The 22,024-nt window shown below is 62.2% G+C and carries 17 protein-coding genes and 1 pseudogene; 7 read left to right on the forward strand and 11 right to left on the reverse strand.

Annotation, left to right across the window (positions count from 1 at the left end):
• A pseudogene (locus Q319_RS27925) lies at positions 1–325 on the forward strand (IS4 family transposase); the annotation flags it as partial.
• Here Q319_RS27925 and Q319_RS0114435 read toward each other — a convergent pair.
• Both Q319_RS0114435 and Q319_RS0114440 read right to left on the reverse strand, forming a co-directional pair.
• Positions 315–500 carry a hypothetical protein gene (locus Q319_RS0114435; protein WP_029483187.1) on the reverse strand — a complete coding sequence of 62 codons (186 nt, stop codon included), beginning with the start codon at positions 498–500 and terminating at the stop codon, positions 315–317. The pseudogene Q319_RS27925 and the gene Q319_RS0114435 sit on opposite strands and share 11 nt — an antisense overlap.
• 86 nt (positions 501–586) lie before the next feature.
• The gene (locus tag Q319_RS0114440; protein WP_081846062.1) at positions 587–2,212 is read right to left on the reverse strand and encodes an ISL3 family transposase; all 1,626 of its coding nucleotides are present in this window, start codon (positions 2,210–2,212) and stop codon (positions 587–589) included.
• Between the two features lie 496 nt (positions 2,213–2,708).
• On the opposite strand from Q319_RS0114440, the gene Q319_RS28980 reads away from it, so the two are divergent.
• A complete protein-coding gene (locus Q319_RS28980) occupies positions 2,709–2,834 on the forward strand; it encodes a hypothetical protein (protein ID WP_281173840.1) in 126 nt (41 codons plus the stop codon).
• 3 nt (positions 2,835–2,837) lie between these two features.
• Here Q319_RS28980 and Q319_RS0114460 read toward each other — a convergent pair whose 3' ends face one another.
• The 7 genes from Q319_RS0114460 to Q319_RS0114490 form a co-directional block, all read right to left on the reverse strand.
• Positions 2,838–3,584, reverse strand: a complete 747-nt coding sequence (locus Q319_RS0114460) for a M48 family metallopeptidase (protein ID WP_029483190.1) — start codon at positions 3,582–3,584, stop codon at positions 2,838–2,840.
• Positions 3,584–6,676 (reverse strand): type I restriction endonuclease subunit R, encoded by a 3,093-nt coding sequence (locus tag Q319_RS0114465; RefSeq protein ID WP_211252373.1) that lies wholly within the window; start codon positions 6,674–6,676, stop codon positions 3,584–3,586. The genes Q319_RS0114460 and Q319_RS0114465 overlap by 1 nt, the downstream gene beginning before the upstream one ends.
• Positions 6,677–6,698: 22 nt before the next feature.
• Positions 6,699–8,081, reverse strand: coding sequence for a Fic family protein (locus Q319_RS0114470; protein ID WP_029483192.1), 1,383 nt, complete (start codon positions 8,079–8,081; stop codon positions 6,699–6,701).
• Complete coding sequence (locus Q319_RS0114475; RefSeq protein WP_029483193.1) at positions 8,078–9,940, reverse strand: DUF262 domain-containing protein; 1,863 nt, start codon at positions 9,938–9,940, stop codon at positions 8,078–8,080. Before Q319_RS0114475 ends, Q319_RS0114470 begins: the two co-directional genes overlap by 4 nt.
• The gene (locus tag Q319_RS26300; RefSeq protein ID WP_081846063.1) at positions 9,937–11,202 is read right to left on the reverse strand and encodes a restriction endonuclease subunit S; all 1,266 of its coding nucleotides are present in this window, start codon (positions 11,200–11,202) and stop codon (positions 9,937–9,939) included. The genes Q319_RS0114475 and Q319_RS26300 overlap by 4 nt, the downstream gene beginning before the upstream one ends.
• Positions 11,199–13,613 (reverse strand): type I restriction-modification system subunit M, encoded by a 2,415-nt coding sequence (locus tag Q319_RS0114485; protein ID WP_029483195.1) that lies wholly within the window; start codon positions 13,611–13,613, stop codon positions 11,199–11,201. The genes Q319_RS26300 and Q319_RS0114485 overlap by 4 nt, the downstream gene beginning before the upstream one ends.
• A gap of 211 nt (positions 13,614–13,824) precedes the next feature.
• Complete coding sequence (locus tag Q319_RS0114490; RefSeq protein WP_156039360.1) at positions 13,825–14,583, reverse strand: hypothetical protein; 759 nt, start codon at positions 14,581–14,583, stop codon at positions 13,825–13,827.
• Between the two features lie 573 nt (positions 14,584–15,156).
• On the opposite strand from Q319_RS0114490, the gene Q319_RS0114495 reads away from it, so the two are divergent.
• Together Q319_RS0114495 and Q319_RS0114500 are read left to right on the forward strand one after the other, a co-directional pair.
• A complete protein-coding gene (locus Q319_RS0114495) occupies positions 15,157–15,444 on the forward strand; it encodes a hypothetical protein (RefSeq protein ID WP_029483197.1) in 288 nt (95 codons plus the stop codon).
• A gap of 963 nt (positions 15,445–16,407) precedes the next feature.
• Positions 16,408–17,100 (forward strand): hypothetical protein, encoded by a 693-nt coding sequence (locus Q319_RS0114500; RefSeq protein ID WP_029483198.1) that lies wholly within the window; start codon positions 16,408–16,410, stop codon positions 17,098–17,100.
• Here the strand turns inward: Q319_RS0114500 and Q319_RS0114505 are convergent.
• Positions 17,069–17,638 carry a hypothetical protein gene (locus Q319_RS0114505; RefSeq protein ID WP_029483199.1) on the reverse strand — a complete coding sequence of 190 codons (570 nt, stop codon included), beginning with the start codon at positions 17,636–17,638 and terminating at the stop codon, positions 17,069–17,071. The two genes, Q319_RS0114500 and Q319_RS0114505, sit on opposite strands and share 32 nt — an antisense overlap.
• A gap of 454 nt (positions 17,639–18,092) precedes the next feature.
• Here Q319_RS0114505 and Q319_RS27215 point away from each other — a divergent pair, with 454 nt between their 5' ends.
• The 3 genes from Q319_RS27215 to Q319_RS0114525 are packed head-to-tail and all read left to right on the forward strand — an operon-like array spanning position 18,093 to position 21,027.
• Positions 18,093–19,544 carry a zinc ribbon domain-containing protein gene (locus tag Q319_RS27215; RefSeq protein ID WP_156039361.1) on the forward strand — a complete coding sequence of 484 codons (1,452 nt, stop codon included), beginning with the start codon at positions 18,093–18,095 and terminating at the stop codon, positions 19,542–19,544.
• The gene (locus Q319_RS0114520; RefSeq protein WP_029483202.1) at positions 19,541–20,470 is read left to right on the forward strand and encodes a phage NrS-1 polymerase family protein; all 930 of its coding nucleotides are present in this window, start codon (positions 19,541–19,543) and stop codon (positions 20,468–20,470) included. The genes Q319_RS27215 and Q319_RS0114520 overlap by 4 nt, the downstream gene beginning before the upstream one ends.
• Positions 20,467–21,027 carry a hypothetical protein gene (locus tag Q319_RS0114525; protein WP_029483203.1) on the forward strand — a complete coding sequence of 187 codons (561 nt, stop codon included), beginning with the start codon at positions 20,467–20,469 and terminating at the stop codon, positions 21,025–21,027. Before Q319_RS0114520 ends, Q319_RS0114525 begins: the two co-directional genes overlap by 4 nt.
• A 218-nt stretch (positions 21,028–21,245) precedes the next feature.
• Here the strand turns inward: Q319_RS0114525 and Q319_RS0114530 are convergent, their stop codons facing one another.
• Entirely contained in the window at positions 21,246–21,860 is a 615-nt protein-coding gene (locus Q319_RS0114530; RefSeq protein ID WP_029483204.1) for a hypothetical protein, read from the reverse strand.
• Between the last annotated feature and the right edge of the window lie 164 nt (positions 21,861–22,024).

The raw sequence follows: 22,024 nt of genomic DNA on the forward strand, positions 1-22,024 counted from the left end.
CGAATCGACATTTGGCTCGCAAAAGTCGCGGGGCTTCGATCTGGAACGGACCGGAGTCACGGACCCCACACGGTTGGAGCGACTGTTCGGTCTGGTGACCTTGGCTTGGTTGGCTTGCCTCCGGGTGGGCGTCTGGCGGCATGAGGCGAAACCGATTCGGGTGCTGGCCCATGGCCGGAAGGCCATGAGCCTGGTGCGCTACGGCTCGGAAGAACTGCGCCATGTGCTGCGGTGGATTCCAGAGAGAATCAGCGAGATTCTGCGCATCTTGATGGGTCCTTTTCCTGCACTGGGACAGCCGGAAACTGAAGTTGTCAGCTACTGAGGTAGATGACCGACAATCCGAAGCTGATGGCGTGACCTGGGCCGACCAGCAGGGCCTTTCCCAGCAGTGAGCTGTTCAGGTGGCCGCGCTTGACCATCTGGACACCCAGTTGAACGAGCGCGGCGAGCAGCAGGGCCAGCGCCCAGATGGAGGGCGGCACCTGGCGGACGTGCATGCCTGAAAAGGGCAGGGTGATGAGGACTGCATATGCTGGCTAATCCGGCACCCGCCGGGTCTCCCGCAGCTTCCGTGCTCAAGTCGTCAGGCCAGCAGGATCCGGCATTTGAGCAGATCAAGTTTTCCCCGGCCAAACATCTGCCGTTTGATGAGCTTCAGCCGATTCACCTGGCCTTCGGTCTGTCCGTTGCTCCACGGAGATTCAATCGCTCCACAGATGGCCGCAAAGTCCTTCTGAAAACTACGGCCCAGTCGCTGGATTTCTGCCATGCCGCTGTTCAGCGCTGTGGTGATCCAAGTCGTCAGCAAGCTTGACCCTGGCGTGGGTGCCTGCCGAAGGAGCGATGTGAGCTGTTGGATCAGGGCATACGTCGTCTGACCCTGTGGCCAACGGTTCACCAGGAGGCCCAGCCTCCTGGTCATCTCCAGTGTCAATCGGTCCGGGGCCAGGGTGAACAGCCAGGACATCTCGCGGACCCCGAGGCGCTTTTCTCGTGATAAAGCCACGCCCAGTTGATCCACCGTGGCCGGTGGTTCGTGACCCTCACGCAGCCAGGTCATGTACGCCGACACACCGCTGAATGCGCCCCCGTAGCCCTGCTGAACCAGCTCGTCGAAGATCTGGGTGACCGTCCACTCCCGTTGCGCCATTCTTGCCTGGATGAACGGCGCATACCGGGTCAGGCTGCTGGGTGGGGTCTGCCGTGCCGGAAAGCCTTCACGCCTCAACCACTCGGTGACCGTACTCCGGGCCAGGCCCACCTGCCGGGCAATCGCACTGAAGGAGTGTCCTGCAGCGAACAGCCCGGCCACCTGTTCATATCGCTGTGCCCGTTCTGCTCGCCGGGCCACGCTGTCCCGCAGGCGACTGCGAGTCGTCGTGCGACGAGGCCGAGCCGCTGGCTTTGCCAGCGGTCTGTCGAGCAGAGGTGAAGACCGTGGCATGGGATCCGGGCACTCACACAGCTCTTCCCGGTGATGGCGCAACCACGTCTCCACGGCCTCCCGGATGTTCCCGAACAGATGGAAGCGGTCTGCGATCTGCTGAGCGTCCGGCGCGCCGGACGCAGCCCCACGCGCGTACTCACCCGAGCGGTCCCGGCTAATGACCTCGACGCCGGGATGATCCTGGAGCCACTGTGCCAGTGTGGCTGCTTCACGGTCCTGCAGCAGGTCCACCACCTGATGCCGCTCCAGATCAATTAGGATCGTGCCATACGTCTTTCGACGGCGAAAGCAGAAGTCATCGACGCCCAGGACTCTGGGCGTGGTGAATTCCGGCAAGGGAAGACGGCGAAGCAGCCGCAGCAGGGTATCGGCACTCGTCACTTCTCCTAAGATCTGAAGCAGCCGATGGCCCCCTTCCCCACCCACCTGGAGCGCCACCTGACTCTGACGCTGTGCCAGTCGACAGGTGCGCTGGGCATACGGTTCGAGCCAGTCAGGCCAGCGCTCCGCGAAGGTCACACAGAAACAGGCTGGGTTCAGGCAGCGGAACCGACGCGTGTGAACGAGCAGCGTGACGGGGCGTTGTCCAAGAGCGAGATCTTGCGGCCGACGAACGTAGTGACTGTGAACATGGGCACTTGGCTGCTGGCAGTGAGGGCAACGGTGACTGGAAGATTGATCCTGCACCCGTAGGATCAGGTGTTCGCCGTCCTGAACGGAGTCCAGTAACTGCCAGGAGTCAGGGAGGAAGGAGAAGTCCATCCCCCATTATTCGGTCTGGGACGCCCCCAGCACGGAAGCTGCGGGAGACCCGCCGCTGGCCGGATTACACCAGCGTATGCAGAGGACATACACGAGCGCAATGATGGGCGTGAGCGCGGGTGAGCGGGGATCGGAGAGGAGTGTTTTCAGGGTCATGTTTTTCTCAGGCGCGGCAGTGTGGCGGAGTCTCCCCGTACGTTACAGGTCAATTCTGTCGTCATCGAGCATGAGGTTTGGTTAGCGCTGGTCATGGTGCTGTCCCACCTGCATCTCAACCGACTGCTGCACCTGTTCTTGAACAACGCCAAGTTTGTGCATCAGCACGGCTATTAACTCCGCTCGGCAGGGTGCAACCCCTGAGCCCAACACTCCCCCATTGATTCCATGCCTGAAATCAACCATGATTCTGTGCATGGAATCGAAAGCGGGAACACGAGGCGGCAAGCGCCCTGGTGCGGGCCGCAAGCCCGGCCCGAATGTCTGAGTTCGGCTGCCGGTGCTGCGTGAGGTGTGGGCGATCATCGAAGCCGATGCAGAGCTCAGTGAGCGCACGCCCCAGCAACACGCCGCTGACATCCTGACCCAGTACGCCGATGCGCCCCTGTCCAACCGCTCAGGCTGATCCCTAACTCCGCTTCGGCTGCGGCGCTGTCCAGGCGTCGTCCCCAAGCGGGAGGGCATTTAATTCGGCGCGCGCCTCCCGCCAGGTCGGCACATGTTCATCCAGCAGGGTCAGGAACTGCTGGCCGTGGGTCGGGTCGATCAGGTGAATCAGTTCGTGGGCCACGACGTATTCCAGCAGTTCCCTGGGCTTCTTGACCAGTTCCGTGTTCAGGCGGATGTGCCCTGACTGGGGATTGCAGCTGCCCCAGCGGGTTTTCATGCGCTGCAAAAACAGCTTCCGAACCCGCACGCCCAGGCGCTCTTCCCACTTCGCGATCAGCGGCTCGGCGGCGGCGCGCAGCAGGCTCTTATGCCACGCATGCATGACCTGGGCACGCTGCTCTGGCGCCGTGCCAGGCCGCACCGTCAGGGTCAGTTGCTTATGGTCGAGGGTTACCCCCGGCTTACGCTCCTGCTCCTGCACCCGCAACAGATAGCGCCGGCCCCAGACGAAATGGCTCTCACGCGTCACGAAGGTGCGCGGCGTCTCGCGCGCCTGGGCCAGTAAGGTGGACTGCTGCTGCTCGATCCACCTCAGCCGGGAGATGGCGTACGCACGGGCCACGTCCAGTCGGGTGTCCAGGGGCACAACCAGCGTGACCCGGCCTTCCGGCGGGTGGACGCTCAGGTGGACATTCTTGACCGCCTTGCGGGTCACGGTGAACTCAAGCTCGCCGATGATGACCTGCTCGTGATGGGCCGCGCCCATCAGTACGCCCACTGGTGTTTGAGCAATTCGAACAGCGCGCGCGTGGCCACCCGGTCCCGGCCCAGCAGAGGAAAAAGGGCGTTCTGGATCTGACGCTCGCGGGTCTCGTCGCCGCGCCAGTCGGCGGGTGCGGACTGGCGCACGGCGGTGTCCAGGGCTAGGGCCAGCTCGGCGCGGCGATCATCGTCGGCTGGGCAAGTGAAGCTTCCGTCGTGGGCCAGTCCTGGCAGATGGCTGTACAGAACCGCCACCTCCCGCCGTCCGTGCAGTGACGCGGGCATGCCCCCGTCCCCACGGCCCTGCGCGAGGCGCGTGATCAGGTCCTCGGTCTCTTTGAGAAAGTCCTCGTACAGCAGCGTGCCCTCGTCGCGCTGACGAATCAGGTCACCCAGCAGGGCCGACATCTCCTCGTAGAAGCGTGGATCGGTGAGCTGATCCCGGATGATGGTCTTGCGGACGTTGTTGATGATCGTCTCGGCCACAGCGCGGTTGGACAGATTGCCGGAGCGGTTGATCTGCTGGGCGATCACGTCGTTGATCCCCGTGTCCACGATGGATTCCAGCAGGGACAGGCCACTGAGCGCGCCCAGGTCACGGGCATGATCGGCCTGCACGTAGGTGTTGATCAGGTGGCGCATGCCCTGCTCGTAGGGTTTGATGTCGAGTTCCTCGCCCGACGCCCGCTTGATGCTGGCGCGCACCTCGGCGAAAAAGGCGCTGTCGCCGTGCAGGCGGGCGATGTCGTCCGCGATGTAGCCGAGGTCGCTGAGGCTGGCCGCCACCTCGGCGTAGGCGCGCAGGAACCCGGCCGCACTCTTGTAAAAGGCGATCCGGAGCGGTTCAGTGTCGGCCAGGGCCGCCGGATTCAGCACGTCGCCGCAGAAGTAGTGGATGTAGGCTTCCTGCGTCTTCGGAGCCGGAACCGGCTCGCACAGGTAGCGCAGTTCCTGCCACGCCGCGTCCAGCCTGGAGCGGCCCTCCGCGCGCCAGTCCTTCAAGAAGACGTTGCCGTCCTCACCGCCCTCGTCCACGGCCAGTTCGTCGGAGGTGTAGACCGCGATGGCGTGCTGCACGTTCTCGAACAATTCCTTGTAATCGACGATATGGCCGTATTCCTTGTCCTCGCCGTCCAGCCGATTGGTGCGGCAGATCGCCTGGAACAGCGTGTGGTCCCGCAGCTCCTGATCGAGGTACAGGTAGGTGCACGACGGCGCGTCGAAGCCGGTCAACAGCTTGCTGACCACGATCAGCAGCTTGCAGTTGGCCGGCTCCTCGATAAAGCGCCGCTTCATCTCGTCCTCGTAGGCGGCGGTGGTCTGTCCGGGGGCCAGGACCTGCTGGGTGTAGGTGTCGAACTTGTAGCGCTCGTCGCTGCCCTGTGGCTCCCGCGAAATCAGGTTGTGGTTGGGCTGGTAGGACGTGATCAGGCCCACCCGGCCAGCCAGCTCCGTGGTCTGGAACAGGCGGTAGTAATGGCAGGCGTCGTAGATGGACGCCGCCACCAGAATGGCCGTGCCGCGCTCGCTGATCAATCGGGGGCGCAGGTTGAAGTCCTCGATGATGTTGGCCACGATGCGCGACTTGCGCTCGCCGGAACTCATCAGCTCTTCCAGATTGGCCCAGCGCTTGCGCAGGACTGCTCGCTGGTAGGCGTTCAGGTCGCGGGTCTTCTGCGTGAACCACTGATCAACGGCCTGCGGTGAGCCCAGCCGCTGCGGCACGGTGCGGGCCTCGTACTTCAGGTCCAGCACCACGCCGTCGCGAACGGCCTCGTCGAACTTGTAGGTGTGGATAGGCGTCCCGAAGACCTCGCGGGTCGTCTGCTTGTCCTTCCGCAGCAGCGGCGTGCCGGTGAAGCCGATGAAGATGGCGTCTGGAAACCAGCGGCGCATCTGGCGGTTCATGTCGCCGCCCTGGGTGCGGTGGCACTCGTCGACGAACACATAAAATTGGCCTGTGACCCTGGGCAGATCGCCGCGCAGGTCACTGGGGTCGATCTTGTGCAGCAGGGCGCACATCAGACGCTGCTGCGGGGACGCGAGCTTGTCCAGCAGTTCCCGGCGGGACGTGATGCGCGGCGAGGGCGCGTCCTGTGAGATCACGCTGGTGTTGCGCATCACGCCCGAGATCTGCTTGTCCAGCTCGTCGCGGTCCGTGACCACCAGGATGCGGGCGTCCGGCTCGTGTTCTAGCAGCCACTTGGCGAGCAGCACCATCAGGATGCTCTTGCCGCTGCCCTGGGTGTGCCAGATCACGCCGCCCTCGCGCCGCCGGGTGCGCTCCTGGGCCGCCTTGACGCCCTCGAACTGGTGCAGGCGCGGCACCTTCTTCTGGCCCGCGTCAAAGATCACGAAGTTGCGCATCAGGTCCAGCAGCCGTGCTGGGGCCAGCATCTCGCGCACCGGGCCGTCCAGCAGCGCGCCCTCGCTCAGATCGGCTTCCGGCGCTTTCGTCAGTCCAGCGTGTTCCAGACCCTTCCAGCGCACGAAGAACTGCTCCGCCGTGCCCACCGTGCCGTAGCGCAGCCCTTGCGTATCGTTGCCTGCCAGGGCAAGCTGCACCGTGCTGAAAAAGCCCTTGTGGAAGATAGGTTCCTGGTTGGTGATCAGTTGCCGCACCCCGTCGGCCACCTCAACTTTGCCGCGCTTGAGTTCAATGACAGCCACGGCCAGCCCGTTGAGATACAGCACCAGATCAGGGCGGCGCTGGTGCGCTCCCGGCGCTTTGAGAGTCACTTCTTCCGCCACGGCAAAGGCGTTACGCTTTGGGCACTCCCAGTCGATCAGATGCACGGTCTGGTGCGGCGCGCCCGCCTCCACCTGAACCTGTACGCCGTAGCGTAGCAACGTGTAGGTCCGCAGGTTGGCCTGGTAAAGCGTGATCCCAGTGCTGTCCGCTGCCGTCAGCAGCTTCTGCACCGCCTGGGCGATCTGCGCGGGCGTGTAGCCGCGTGCAGTCAGGTTTTCGCGCAGCAGGGCTTCCTCGATGCCCCGGTTGTTCGTCCGCTCTTTCCAATCGCCCAGATAGGCGTAGCCGAGCGACTGAAGGGTTTTAATGACCCGTTTCTGGGTTTTGATTTCGGGACGGGTCATGGGCATTGCCTCCGGGAGAGCATCAGGGTTCGGCGCTGTTGAGACGGGTCTGACCTGCGGCGGTCAGGCGGTACTTCTGAAGACGGCTGGTGGGCGTGTTGGGGCGCGTCATCTCGATCAGGCCCGCTTCCAGGGCGGGTAGAAGATAAGCCTGGCGGAAATGCTCGGCATCCTTGAGGCCCAGGCGTTCTTGAAGGTCACGGCGGCCCAGTTCGCCGGTCAGGACCTGAAGCAGCGCGACTTCCGGGGTGACTTCCGGGGTGACTTCCGGGGTGACTTCCGGGGTGGAGGAAGTCAGCAGCGCGAACTCCACCCACAGTCCCGTCGCGTCATGGCGCAGGATGGGCGGCTCGGCCCCCGCTGCACGGCACGCCTGCACCATCCGCTCGATGCCGCGCCCCCACGACTCGATCTGTCCGGCGCGGAAGAAGGTGTTGGCCACGTCCGGGTTGAAAGGAATCGACGGATGTTTGCCCAGCAGTTTCTCCACCGTCCAGGTGGGCGGGAGTTGCCCCGCATTCCAGATCAGCAGGCGGTCCGGGTAGACGCTGATCTGAATGGGCACAGCGCTGGCGTAGTCCTTGTGAACCACGGCGTTCAGGAGCGCCTCGCGCAGCGCGGCCTCCGGCACCTGAAGCGTCTCGATGCGTTGCAACCCCTGGTAGGAGATGGGGGTCTTTAGATATTTGGCCTTCAGTAGCTCCACCATTGTCTCCATCTGAAGCAGCAGCGGCCCATGCACCTCGTCCTGAAAGCGCAGGTCCGCGTCGCTGTCCCCGAACGCGCCCACCTTGATCCACGCGCCGCCCACGAAGGCTTCGGGGTCCGGGTGGAACAGCAGCGCCGCCGCCCGTTTCAGGTATGTGCCGTCCGTCAGCCTCAGACGCTCGAGGAGGGCCGTGTCGGGTTCGTCCAGCCACTCTGTCGCCACGCGCCCGCTGCGGCCCGCCAGTACCCGGAAGCGGGCCAGGGCGGCCGCACTCAGGTCCGCTGGCCCCACGCGCGGCAACGGCACGCCGTCCCAGTGCCGCCCCTGCATTCGCAGCAGGAAGGCGTCCAGCGGCGCGCCGCTCAACTCCTGCGTGGTGCTGCCGCTGCGGACGTAATACTTGCCTCGGTAAGTCACCGGGTAGGGCGACGCCTCCACCTCGATCTCGATCAGGTCCAGGTCCGACTCGCGGCGCAACTGTACCGGCACTACTAAGCCCAGCAGGTTGCGGATCTTGTTCGGCAGGTCTTCCAAGAGCCGTGCCGCGTCTCGCACGCCCACCGCTGCGCCCGCATCATTCCGGCCCACCACCAGCGTACCGCCGCCCGTGTTGGCAAAGGCGCACACCCACTTCAGGTACTCGTCGCGCCACGACTCCTTCCATTCCAAGTGCTGGGACTCGGCGTTATGGGTCACTGGGCAGCTTGTCCCAGGCGTTCCGGTGACCAGATAAGCTGCATCAGGGCCAGGAGCAGCGCCTTGCGTGCCTGCTGCTCAACCTTGGTGAAGTGTTCGTACGGTTTAAAATTCAACGAGTGGGCCTGCTGAAATTGAGCAAATTTGGGTTGGTTGAGGTGGGCACCTTCATGCAGGCTGGCCGCGTAGACGTTCTGGTGAGCGTATTTCTCACGTTTCGCTTCGTAGGGCTTGTCTTGCAGGCTGCGGTTGACATCGGCGGGCAGGAGCAGCAGCGAGGCCACATGGTCACGGTAGAAATAGAATTGCTCTTCGCTATAGAAATCTTCCTTGACGGCGCTGTAGCGATTGGCCCAGATGTGCTCGATGTCGAAGGGATTTTTGACGCCCCGGTCGACCAACTGATCAAACCGCGCGGTGCTGCCACTGCCCAGCTCCACATTCTCCGTCACTCGCGCCAGCAGGTGGAAGATGTAGCGCCGGCTGAACTGGTTGAGTCCGAAGTCGGTCAGGCCCTTGCGTCCTTTGGACACGCTGCCCTCGAAGGTCACTTCATCCTCGACAAGCTTCATCGTCAAAATCTTTACCAGTTCGGGCAGGGACTTGCGGCGGATGTCCTTGCACAACAGGAACATGGTGTACGACACAGCGGAGTACCCCACGCGGATGTAGTTCACCACGCGGCGCATGATCCAGATGTCCAAGTAGGCCGCCGTGACCTCCAGCTTGCGCCGAACAGTGTCGTCGTCATCTGTGGCGATCAGAGGGGCCAGCAGCACCGTACTCTGCCAGGTAAAGTCGTTGTGGGCGTTGTAGTAGACCGATTCCAGCCCTGGCGTGTATTGGTTGCTGGCCTGGACGATCAGCCGGTACGCCCTGGCGAGAAAAGGCAGTTCCTGCAGCATGAAGGCCGTGTTGTTTGCCGCAGTTCCGAGTCCCACCTTGCTGCTGTTGTCTCTGACCCAGCGGTGGAAGACGGTGCCGAGCAGTTCCCAGTCCTTGTCAATTGAGCCTGCCTTGCGCTCGCGGGTGATTTCGGCGTACTGTGCCCGAAGCCACGCCTTGATGGCCTGGGCGTCCTGGTCCGGCTCCTGCTTGTCGCTCAGGAGCAGCATCTCGTGCCGCCAGACCTGATTGGCCTGCTGCCGCTCGTCCTCCCCCTTGACCTTGGCCAGCAGGTAGGCCTTGAGCATGTCCACAGGACTCAGCGGCTTGCCCCGATCGTTCATGGTCTCGAAAATGGCATACGCCTGGCTGTCGTTGTCCGTGGTGATCTCAATCAGGCCCACACGGGTCAAGAGCCAGTAAGCGAAGTTCTGGAAGGCGTCGCCGATTTCATCCCAGATTTCACTCTGTTCGATGTCCTGGTAGCGGGCGTACATGTTCTGAACGGACTCGTCTTTGCCGTCAGGATTAAACGGCTGGCCCTCGAACAGGGCATCAATGACGGGCAGCCGCTCAGGAATATCGAGCTTGAAGGCATTCGTGCCGACGTTGTCCCAGTAGATGAGGGGTTCGATACTCTGCGAAACCTTCAGCCCCTGCGCTTTGGCGGAGCGGTACAGGTGGATGAGGAGCAGGGTCAGGGACGTGACGCGCTGCTGACCGTCGACCAGGAAATTAGTGTTCTCCCGCTTGCTGACAATGATGGACCCCAGGAAATAGCCCTCGTAGGTGCTGACCTGTCCCGGCTCGTCGCCCTGGCGGTACGAGGTCATAAACTTGTTCTGCAAGTCGAAGAGTAGTTCGTCGACGTTTTTCTTTTCCCACTTGTACTCACGCTGGTACTCGTCGATGGAGAAGGTCTGGCTTTGCAGGAGTTGCTGAATGGTGCGGTAATGGGGGGTAATTTCAGTCATATCAGCCGCGTCCGTCCGGTCAGCAGCTCCTGCATCATCCCTTGTTTGAGATTATGGGTCTTAGCAACGCGCTCCTCTAAGGCTTCAAGTTCGGCGTCCATCTCGGAGAGGATAGAGGTGATGGCCTCCTGCTCGGGGAGGGGAGGCAGTGTAAATTCTAGTCCTAAATATTCTGGAATTCGAATGTTCGGATATGTTGAGGCTTCAACTAAAGATGGTAGCAGGCGTTTGACTTTTGGAGAAGTTAATAAATAGTAGAGATATTTTGGAGCAATATTCTTTGGACGAAGTAACATTAAAAAGTTGCTAAAAATAAAAGATCTAGCTATTCTGTGATCTACAAATCCAACTTTTCCCGACTGAATACTCGCCGCAGATCCGCTTGATTTTACAACTATTAAATCACCTTCTATTGGAGAGTATTTTTCATATTTATCCATATAGAAATATCGTATACTCATTTCTTTCGCATTCCATTTATCATCTGAGCTGATATGCGCAGTAGTAGCGACCGGGAAGCCCATCATTCCACTCTCCTGATGATCATTACCATAAATTCCACTTGGAATAATTTCTACTACTTCGCTAAGCTTCACTTCCCTTCTTTTATTTTCAAACCCTTCCAGATTTGTCTTACCCGTTAGCAATTCCTGCATGACGGCTTGCCTAATCTGGAGCTTTTTGTTTACCAGGTTCCCCAAGTATTCTAGTAATGCATCTACATCCGCAAGAGCGGAGGCGATAGCGCGTTGTTCAGAGATGGGAGGAACGAAGACTTTATGATTTCTAACCAAGTCACTGTTTAGATTTGCCTGTGAACCTGTTTGCCCCATTGACTGGAACTCTTTTGTCAGGCTCTTGAGAACGATGTAAATGTATTCTTTCGTAGCGGATTTTAAATTTGAAAAACCAACGAAGCCGTCATGAATGCAAGTATCTATTGCAGTGATGACAGGTACGCCTACGGTTGCGCAAATACTCATGATAAGGCTACCGGACGGTAGGAAGCGGCTATTGGCAATTCCGGCAGCCGATAAATATTCAGTTGTGGCTGTAAGGGTAGACGTTTTAGATTGAGTAACGTCGGTAATCCGTACCCATCCCACTTGACTCTGAGTGTCAAACCATTGTGGGGAGTCTATCGGGCGTGGTGATGCTCCCCGCTGAATGTCGGCCAGTTCACCTAATCGCATCACCTCCCAGCTCACTGGAATAACGCCTACCTCAGTCTGCTTATACCCTTCTTCGATCTCTGCGCTCACGCCTGCGCTCCCATGCGGGCCAGGTGCGCGTCCACCCGCGCGGCCAGCTCGCCCACCTGTTGCTCCAGCGTCGGCAGCGGCGTGTCGTACCGCCCGGCCAGTTCCCGCAATCGGCCCGTCAACCGCTGCGAAACGTGGTCTAGCTCGGCGTGCAAGCGGCCCTCCAGCTCGGCCAGCCACTTGTCGTCAATGACGATGGCCTTCAGCTCGGCCTCACTCAGTCGGGCGTACTGGTCATGGGCCTTGCGGTCCAGCGCGGCGTCCAGATCAGCCACTTTCTTTTTCAGGAAGGTGATCTGGTTCTCCAACGCCAGCCAGTGATCCACCACGGCCAGATCGGTTTCCGTGTCGGCGCTGCGGGTCAGGCCGGGGCGCAGGCTCTTGACCTCTTTGGCGTTGACCTTGTCCAACTCGCCGAACACGCCCTCGTCGCCGCAATGTTCCTCGCCTAGCTCGTCCTGCTCGCTGCGGGCGGCGTCCAGCTCGGCCTGCCGGGTGTTCAGCTCGGTCTGCTCAGCGGCAAAAAAGCGGGCGACGACGAACGGCTTGGGCAGCAGGTCGCAGGCCCAGCCCTTGTCTTTGCTCTTGCCCTTCTTGTCCACCGCCATGATCCGCGTCGGCGCGGCCACCCAGCCGTCAGCGGTGATCAGGTCCAGATCGTCCTGCATGGTGGCCTGCCAGAAGTTCATCAGGTGCTGGTACACGCCGTAGGGGTCCAGCAGCAGCGCGGCGCGGAAGGTATCCAGCAGATCCTCGGCCAGCGTCTCGATCAGTTCTTTGCCGGAGTCGCCCACCTGAATGCCCAGCAGCTTCGGGCGGTTGGCAGCCTTCCAGCTCCCAAACAACTCGCCCACGGTGCGCTGAAATGCCTGAAACTCGGCGTGGCCTAGGATGTCAGTCTTTAGGTCCGCCCGTTCCGGTTTCAGGTGGCCGTAGCCGGGGCGCAGGGCTTTAAACAGGTGTCCGCGTAGACCGGGCATGACTTGCCAGTAAGCGTCCAGTGCGTCGATGTCCCGCTCGGGAATGCCGCCGTGCAGGTGGCCGCCGATGTCTTGAAGGTCTTCGGGTTCGCTGCTGTCGATGTAGCGGGGCAGGTTCAGGTTGAAGTCGTTGCGCGGGTCGGCGATCTCACTGAAGGGCACCATGCGGGCATAGCGGGCCACCTCTTGGCCCTTCTGGAAGGTGTCCACGATGCGGTGCAGATCCTGCTCGCGCAGGCGGTTCTTGGGGCCGTCTTTGGTAAAGCCCTTGCTGGCGTCGATCATCATGATGCCCCGGCGCGTCTGGGCGTTTTCCTTGTCCAGCACCAGGATGCAGGCCGGAATCCCGGTGCCGTAGAACAGGTTGGCCGGCAGCCCGATGATGCCCTTGAGGATGCCCGACTCCACCAGTTGGCGGCGGATCACGGCCTCGGCGTTGCCCCGGAACAGCACGCCGTGTGGCAGGATCACTGCGCCCTTGCCGCTGGCCTTCATGCTGCGGATGATGTGCATCAGATAGGCGTAATCGCCCTGCTTGGCGGGCGGCTCGCCCCAGGGAAAGCGCTGGAAGGGATCGCTGGCGGGCGTCATGCCCGTCGTCCAGGCCTTGTCCGAGAAGGGCGGGTTGGCCACCACGTAGTCGTAGGTCCGCAGCGCCTCGCCGTCCTTGAACTTCGGGTTGGTCAGGGTGTTGCCGGTCTGCACGTTCGCGGTGGGAAAGTCGTGCAGGATCATGTTCATGCGCGCCAGTCCGGCGGTGCTGACATCCTTCTCCTGACCCTCTAGCGTGATTTGCTTGCCCGCTTCCGCCGCCACCTTCAGCAGCAGTGACCCGGACCCGCAGGTGGGATCGTAGGCGGTGGTGCTGGCCACCGAATTGCGCGGCGAGATGCCGATCACCTTGGCGATGATGCGGCTGACCTCGCTGGGTGTGTAGAACTGCCCCTTGCTCTTGCCGCTCTCAGTGGCGAAGTGCCGCATCAGGTACTCGTAGGCGTCGCCCAGCAGGTCGTCGTGTTCGGCGCGGTTGCGCGAGAAGTCCAGTTCGGGCCGCTCGAAGATGGCGATCAGATTGGTCAGGCGGCCCACCATCTCCTGCCCTGTGCCGAGTTTGTTCGGGTCGTTGAAATCCGGGAAGTCCGAGCGGGCCAGCCGCGCGTTGCTCTCGATCAGCGGCTGAATCACTTCCTTGTTGATGCGGTCCCCGATGTCGGCCTTGCCCTTCATGGCCACCATGTCCCGGAAGCCTGCACCCGCTGGGATGTTCACTGGCGGCGCGAAATCGTCGCTGCCCTCGTACTTGTCGGAGACGTACTTGATGAACAGCATGAACAGGACGTAGTCCTTGTACTGGCTGGCGTCCATGCCGCCGCGCAATTCATCGCACGAGGCCCACAGGGAGGAGTAGAGATCAGACTTCTTGACGGCCATATGGGGGCCATTCTGTCATCTCAGCCGTGCAAACGGCGGCGACGATGCGGCTGACGCGTTTGTGTTCAGGGTGTCGGACGGGGCTGGTCTGTGCGCGCCCGCATCATCGCGTCACCACGAATCGTTGCCTCAGGCTCAGGCCGTGGGTGGGGCCAGGTCAGGCCTGGCGGTGAATACCTATTTGAGGGAGGTACAGCATGAGGCCGTGCCTTCACGGCAACGCCATCACCGTGGCGTCAGGTCCCCTGTCGTCGATCACCAGTTGTGTGCTGTTGCCCCGGCCGATCACCTGCACCTTGGCGATAGAGCCTGAGGTCTTGAGTGCTGCCCCCATGGACATCAGCGAGCGCCGGGCGTTGTCGCCCCGGCCAGGCAGCCCGAGCAGTTCGCAGGTGGCGTCCACAGGCAGCCGCCACTGACCCGTATCCATGCCCTCCGGCAGCGTTCTCAACACCTCCAGAAGGCTGTAGAGCACCAGGGCGTTGCCTGGAATATTGAGAGTCTGACGTGGGGCCGGGTGGGCGCGGCATCCACGCATCTGGACAGCAAGACCAGGGCTGAGTTCGACATGCAACTGACCGCCTGGGGCCAGCCCTGCCCACGACACCAATTTGAATTGATTGGGCAGACCCAGAACCTGTGGTGCGCGCTGCACCATGTAGGTCACGTCCCGGAGGCGGTCCAGCGCGCTGAACAGCGCACCGTGTTGCCGCCCGCCCGTCCCCATATCCGCCGTTCGTAGCAATGTGGGGATACTGACCTGAACCTGGCCGTCGTCAGCGGCGTGCGTCATCAGCGCAAACAGGACGCGCAGGTCCGCGCCATGGGGGAGTGCCAGCGGGCTGGTGGCGGTGTAGGCCAACGAGATCTGGCCGAGGACCACGTCCACATTGCGGTTGGTGGGTGCAGTGGAGCGGGCCGCACTGATCGGGGCCAGCACCATCAGTGGGGGGACTCGATAAAACTGCATAACGACATCCTGGCAGGGAGGGGTTGCCGCCATTTTTCCGTTTGGAGAACGAACAGGAGCGGGGTCCAGGGTATGAGAGAGGCTGGTCTGGACAGTCTGGGTGGCCCTCATCGGAGACAGGGTTCCCGTCAATGAATGCCTGAGCTGGCCCTCAACCAACACGCGGCATGACTCCGCAGAAATGGCGCACTGAACGGTTTCCCTCATTGGAGACAGGCGAGGCGGGAGTGGAAAGGGGCCATCCGAAACGGACTTTCTCCCTGATTTCCTCATCCGAGACATCACCACTCGAGACGACAGCCCCGGCGCTGCGATCACGCGGCGTTTCCAGTTCAGTGTGAATGGGGAAGGGGAGAGGCGGCGTGGACGTAGGGCGTACGCTGGCTGTATTTGACACCGCGTACTGGATGTCAGCGCTCAAGGGAGAATCAGCGTGGGACTGAGGCGATGGGCGTACTGACCTCACCGCCAACCCCTACACTTATAGTTGCGGCCTGATCAGATCGGCTGTTGATGGTCTGCAGGCGATTCCATTTTGTCGGCGGCCAGCGCTGACGTTTTCAGGAGATATTCATGAGCGATGACCGCCACAACAGCACCCTGGTCAATTTCATACGCACCCAACAACCGCAGTTCGTGTACGAGATTCCTGAAACCGATCTGGCTGGCAACGACATTGACGCCAGTGACCTCAGCGCCCTGGCCCTGCTCGATCCGGAAACCGCGTTTGAGAAGATCAGGTTCTCCGAGATGGATGTCGGCGGGCTCCAGAGTGTCGATGAGAACTTTGACGTGGGCGGGTTGGTTATCATCAGTGACGACGGACGCTATCTGATCCCGTACAGCCCCACCAAGGAGTGAAACCTGCGGCGTGTCGGTCTGGGCCTCCGGGGGTGTTGTCGGCACTCAAGGCCCGGACCGTGGGCGGCTGTGGTTATTCGTGGAGCCGTGATCTGTTCCAGAGTTGGCGGCCTGAAAGCTGAGCCGGACGGAACGGAAATGTATGTGCGCTCACATCATCACACTCCCTTGAAACCTCGACGCCACCTGCATCTCTTCTGCTGTCGTAGAAGCCTGCTGGACGCGCGCAAACGGATTAAGCTGCGCCCAGGCGTGCTCTATTCGCCCTTGTGTGGTTCAGGTTACGTTCGATAGCAGGTGAGTGCGTGGGAGCGTTCGAGGGTGGCCTGATGCCCATCAATGGACACCCGAAACTCTGCCACTTCGATGTTCCCTGGTGCCACTCACGGCCTGATCTGGAGCGTGGTTCTGCGCCACGGACATCGGGCTCATGCGCGCAACATCAGAATATTTGGAGCGTTCGGCTGTGCAGTACTGGCGCAGGCGTCGGCCGACGGAAGCAGGACATTTCTGGAGGTTTGGGGACTGAGCCGGAGGATTCTGACAGGGCATCAGGCCAGTGCTGGGTGTGGTGAAGGGTAGGCCAGTTGGGCAAACCAGTTCCTCACACACTGCAGTTTTTAGACTGAGGTCTGGTGCGGGCGGAAGCGTGAACGCCGTCACTTTTCTGGATGCCGCTGGGCCGCCCGATTCCATATGCAGTTCTTCTGCTGTCGTAGAGGTTTGCTCAGCGCGATAAGACAGGTCAAGCAGCGCCCAGCCGTGCTTTTCCCAGCCTATGTAGTCCAATCTACCTTTTGCGGCCACCTGGCGTTTGAAGCGGTTTCGGGTTGCAAATCTGCCCAAGCAGAGAGCCGCGCCAGGGTCTTGGAAATTCATTCCGACGCTCTTGCGTTCCTGCTGTGTACCCATCCTGCTCATTTTTTCGCCCGCTCGCGACCCTTTGCAGCTATTTATGGAGGTATGCCCCCACCCCTCATCGTCACCGCCTGGAACCTGCAACCTGATTCCTTCAACGTCAACCTCGCCCTGACCCCGCCCCAGACGGAACTGCTTGAAGCCGTGCTCGACTGGCGTGGGCTGTTTGAAACCGACGCCCTGTTGCTGGCCACCTCCGCAGACCTGTTGACGCTGTTGATCGCCGAATTGCTCCACCGTTACCCGACGCCATGGGGGCCGGTGCTGGTGCCTGGGCCGGCGGGACTGCGGCGGGTAAACCGCTCCACCCGCAATCGTCCCAGCCCGGACACGGCCGCCGATCACGCCTACCTTGCCCACGCGATCTCGTATCTGGAAACTGAGCGCGCCTGGAAACACACGAGGATGCGGGGACGAAACGTTCATGTGCTGCTGGATACTGACGGTGTGCCGCACTACGTGTGTGGACGCGCGCGGGGGCATGCGTCGCGCTCGCTCTGGCGGCTGATCGGCCTTTACCGCCTCGAACTGTCTCAGGCGAGGGGGACCCTGGTCATCGTGACCCCGGACCGTCGGCGCGCACGGTTCGTGAAGCAGGCCAATCCCTGGTGCGTCGAGGTGCTGCATTTGCGGGTGGTTCCGCCGCCCCCACCTCCGCCCGTGCCTAAGCCCGTGCCAGCGCCCTATGCTGGCCGCCACCGCCGGGTCAGGCCCACCACGGTACGCGGATCAACGTAAAACGTGCACGATCGTCTGGCGACGGCCACTCGGTCCACAAACGGCGTTTCACGTATGTGAGACGCCGTTCACCGCTGACTGCATAGATCACGTGGGCATAGTTGCGGCCAAAATCCCTGAGTTTTCGCCGCACGGTGTTGTCGTCGTAGCTGCCGGTATCAAATTCCACCGCGCTCATGCCGCGCTCCATCAGGTAAGTGGCATCGGGCCTGGCACTGTCCAGCCTTCCAGCTTCTGAGCGCCACAGCGCGCGGGGGTTGTTGGTCAGGGTGCGGGCCTCGGCGACGCCAGCGAGGTGGCCCAGAACCCAGCTCTCCTGGCGTGCCCAGCGGGGGTTCAGGGCGACGAACTGGACAGCGAGGACGGAAGCTGGGGCACCATGCACGGTCACCATCACACGTTCGATGGAGGTCAGACCCAGGGTGCGGATCCTGACCGGGGTTAAACGGATGCCGTAGCGGCGTTTGACCTGTCCAGCGGAAAGGGCGTGATCGACAACCAGATCGTCGAGCAGGGCCTCAGTGGGGGTGGGGGTCATAGAAAACACGCTAGCCCCACCCCCAGGAGGGCATATTCGATGAAAAAGCCAGTGGACACGGGGAGGGGATGAAAAAGCCCAACCATATTTGCAAGCAGAAAAAAGTGTGTGTAGGCCGCATCATTCTTGGTCAAGTTGTGGGGTCAAACCGTCTTGCCTGTGACTGTCGGCCGGCCCTTCCAGACCACACTTGCCTGGTACGGCGGTAAAAGTAGCAGGCCGCGTTGGAGTTGCGCTGCCCGCCTCTTGGGTGTGCGGCCACAGCCAGCCCGGAACCCGTTGAAAACCACTCGGCTCATCCGAAAAGAGGAAAGAGCCAGAAGAAGCCCCGGAAGTAAAAAAGGCAAAAAGTCTCCTGTCAGAAACGAAAAAACGCAAAGAAATAGCGAGCACCCACCACATCAACCGTGGGACGGGGGCCGCAGACTGCGCGCCCTGACCCAGGAGAAACCATATGCCCCCACCACCCGTCGCGGACCCCCATCTCCGCCTGCGTCATCCGCTCTACCCAAGCGCCGTTCAGCGGCGCGCCCTCGATCACCGTTGGACCCTCGTTCACCGTCTGTGGCGCGTGCTTGCCGTCCATGCCCAGCTCGAAGCGTCCGGGCATCTGCGGCCCCTGCGCGAGGTCGCTCACCTCGTGGCCGCCGGCCAGGAACCCACGCCCGGCAACGTCCCGCGACAGATGCCTCACCGCAGCAACCGTGACCGTCAACAGGAGTTGGAAGCCGTCACCCAGGATCTGGGCTGGCGTAGTCTTCTTGGCAGCGCCACGCTTGAAGGGCTTGTTCGCAGCTTCGGCCGTCACCTGCAATCACTCGGTTCGGTGGCCCGGCCTGCGGCGATCGTCCTGGAACCACCCAGTGACTTCGCGCTGATGCTGGGCGGACTGGCCCGCCCAGTGGGCGAACTGCACGTCGAGATCGTCGGCATCCCAGATCTGGTCCTCGCGCCGCTGTACCTGTTGCCGGGACCGGCCCAGGCCGCTGTGCGGGTCTGGCGGGCAGCGTTTGATGACCGCCTTACCGCTGCGCGCGCTGTTCTGGAGGCTGCGCTGCTCGCCGGTGATCCTGCCGCCGACGCCGGATATCTCGCGCACATCGCGCGGTATGGCGCGCTCGAACCCCATCTGGCGGCCCAGGCCGGGCCTCCCCAGCCTTCCCTGGTTTCGCTCTGCCTGGCGGAGGCCGCACGGCTGCACCGCACCCCAGCAGGCGACTACGAGATCGACTGGGGGTTCCGCGTGCTGGATCTGCTCCCACCCCGTCACCAGGCGTTGATCGCTCTGGATCCTGGCGAGCGCAACCTGTGGACCTGGGCGACCGCGCATCAGGGCTGCGGGCGCGTCCACAACCCCCTGAAGCTGCGCCGCGCGTGGGTGGCACCCCAGCCTGCGGCCCCGGTGGGTCTCATTCAGCATCCGCTGGATCACAACTATGCCCGGATGCGCCGTCACCAGCTTCTGTTTCACGCCCAGGTGCAGCCGGTGCTCGAACAGGCCCTGAGGCACCTGCTGTTGTACGCGGGAATCGGCATTGAGCACACCACCCTGGAGCGCATGGCCCGGCGCGGTCTGGATTACGCGCCGTTCGTGGCCTTCACTGGTCTGCGGGTGTACGAGACGTTTCTGGCGGAGCTGGCCCGGCTGGATCCGGTGCGGCGGGCGTTGATCTGGGTGCCGCCCGAGGGCACGTCAGCGGACTGCTCGGCGTGCGGAGCGCGGCGCACCATGCGGTACGCGCGGCGCGAGGGGCGCCGGCGCACCTGCGCTTCGTGCGGCGTGCGGCTCAACCGGGACCTCAACGCGGCGCGCAATATTTACTGGCGTGCGGCAGCGGACTGGCCGGACACCTTGCCCTGGAGACCAGCAGCGCTGCCTTGTGTTCAACCCTGGACGCGTCAGTGAGCGGAACTTCAGAGGAGTGCGCCACGCGCTTGGAGCAGGGGTGGCCCCTGGCGCTGCGCCGCGTTCCGGCCTATCTGCCGTTCCGGTTTGTGCCGCGCGCGTCCGGGCGACTGGGGAAGCGGCCGTGTTCGCTCACTGGACAGTGGGTTGATCCCTTTGACCGGCGGCATCATCTTTCGTTTGAGGTGGCGCTCGAGGCGTTGCGCCGGGGAGCCGGTGATGGTCTCGGCGTCGTCCTCGACGGGCGGCTGGGCGTGGGTGGGTTGCCGTTGGTAGCGGTGGATCTCGATGACGTGGTGCGCGGTGGGCTCCTTTCACCTGCCGCACTTGAACTGGTCACTTCCATGGTGAGTTACGCCGAGTTGAGCGTGTCTGGCGCGGGCGTACACGTCCTGGCTGGCGGTCAGCTTCCAGCGGCTGGCCGACGGGGCAACTGGCGTGGGCTCCCCGTCGAGCTAATTACCCACGGCTACGTTGCCATCACTGGCAATCATTTGCCTGACACGCCGGTTGGCGTGATTGCCCGCCCTGCGGAGGTCTCGGCGCTTCACCGCGCGCTATTTCCAGCGGTGCTGTCAATGTCCCCGGCGCGGGCCAGTCCACTGGCCTGTCTGGGCGACGAGGCCATCGTGAAGCGTGCCCGCAATGCCAGGAATGGCACGCGTTTTGCCGCGCTGTATGACGGTGACCTGTCTGCCCACGGCAACGATCCCAGTCGGGCCGATCTTGCCATTCTCTCGCATCTGCGCTGGTACACGCGCGATCCCGAACAACTGCGCCGCATCTGGGCGAGCAGCGCGCTGTACCGCCCGGACCGCTGGGCCCGTCTCGCCACCCATGACGGCCAGGATTACGCCACTGTCACCATTTCCCGTGCGCTGGCCCTCGGTCAGCCGCATTTCGATCCCATCAGGAGAACACCATGACCATGCACCACAGCACCGAATTTGAAATTATGCCCAGTCCTGCCCAGGCCTATAGCCTGAGGCAACTGCGCGCAGCGTGCGGGACGGTGGCGCTCGCTTGCGCTGAGCAGGCGCTCGCCCAGGCACGCGGGCAGGACAACTCCATCGCCTCGCTGCTGGGCGGCGCGGATCACCCGGTCCGCGATCCCCTGGCCGAGGCCACTGAACTCCGCAAAAACGGTGATGTCTGCGATACCCCACTGACGTTGCTGCTCAACACTATCGTCAGCCAGCGGGCCAGGGGGGGTCACCTCGTCAGTGCTCCGGTGCAGCTGGGCGGTGAGGATTGGCTGCTCGGTCTCAACAGCGGTGGGGTATGGCTGCGCGGCGTGCCAGGCATCATCCCGGCGCGGATGGGGCAGATCGCGCACTGGGACATGGCCTTCCCGGTTCCAGACGCGACGCTCCGGGCCTACCAGCCGACGGGAAGTGCGTGGGTGACCTGTGAACGCGAGGTCTGGACGCTGGACATCGGCGTGCTTTGCAACGAAAAACAGCCCTGGACTGAGGTGGGCTGAGGTGTCAACTGCAAGGCACTGGCATCACGCCGCAACGATTCCAGGACGAGAGATATCCTGAGTCAGGGCTGATCTGCTGGATTGAAGACACACCGTGCGCGCTCGCGAGTTGTAGCATCCCCTCTCTGGGGAACTCGCGGGTCATGGCGCGACGATGGACCGCACCGGAGCGCGTCGACTGCCAGATGTCTTGCCATAAGACACCGTTGAATCTGGAATTACCAGCGGCGATGGGGGAACAGCTCGCTCAGGGTGCGGGGTGAGGCGTAGAACAATTTACCTTCCCTGACCTCCACCAGGGTTTCGCTGAGGTCATCAACGATCTGCGCTGGGATGTTCACGCGGCAGCGCTGTCTGGCGTTCTCTGTGCTGTCTTGCGGATAGGCAGCGTCGATCTTTGCGCGGAATTCGTCGAAGCGGTCCGCGAGGCCTTTGCCGGGGATGGTACGAATCAGCATCTCCTCTGCGCCGTTCCACCAGTTGATGTAGATGTGATCCACCGTCATTGCAGCCTCCAGCTTCTGGCGCGCGCCATGCTGGTAGTACTGATATTCGTAAGGCATGCGTCTGCTGGACACGCTTTTGACCTCAGCGTAGAGCAGATCGTGACCGTATTGCTCGCTGGAGCGGGGTTGCCGGGTCAGGATCGCGGCCAGCAGTTCCATGTCATCGGGACTGATGCGCTGCTCAGCCCCGGACCGACTGCCCTCCATGATGTAAGGCGCGGCGAGCTTGGCGCGGGCGCGGGCGGGCTGGATAATGACTTCCTGCAAAAACTGCATGAATCCTTTTGTGTCCAGGGTTTCCAGAGGAGCAGCGGTGATGGTCATCATGCGGTGACCCTAGAGCTAAACGGCCTGGCAAGGGGGACGGCGGTATGGATTGCGGTCTGTTTGGTTTTAAGGCATGCCGTAGTGTACACTAGACCTACGGCACGCCTTAGGGTGTCCGTTGAGTCGAATCAATTTTCAGTCTGCTAATGGCATCAGGGTTGGAG

Source organism: Deinococcus marmoris DSM 12784 (assembly GCF_000701405.1).
GTDB lineage: Bacteria > Deinococcota > Deinococci > Deinococcales > Deinococcaceae > Deinococcus > Deinococcus marmoris.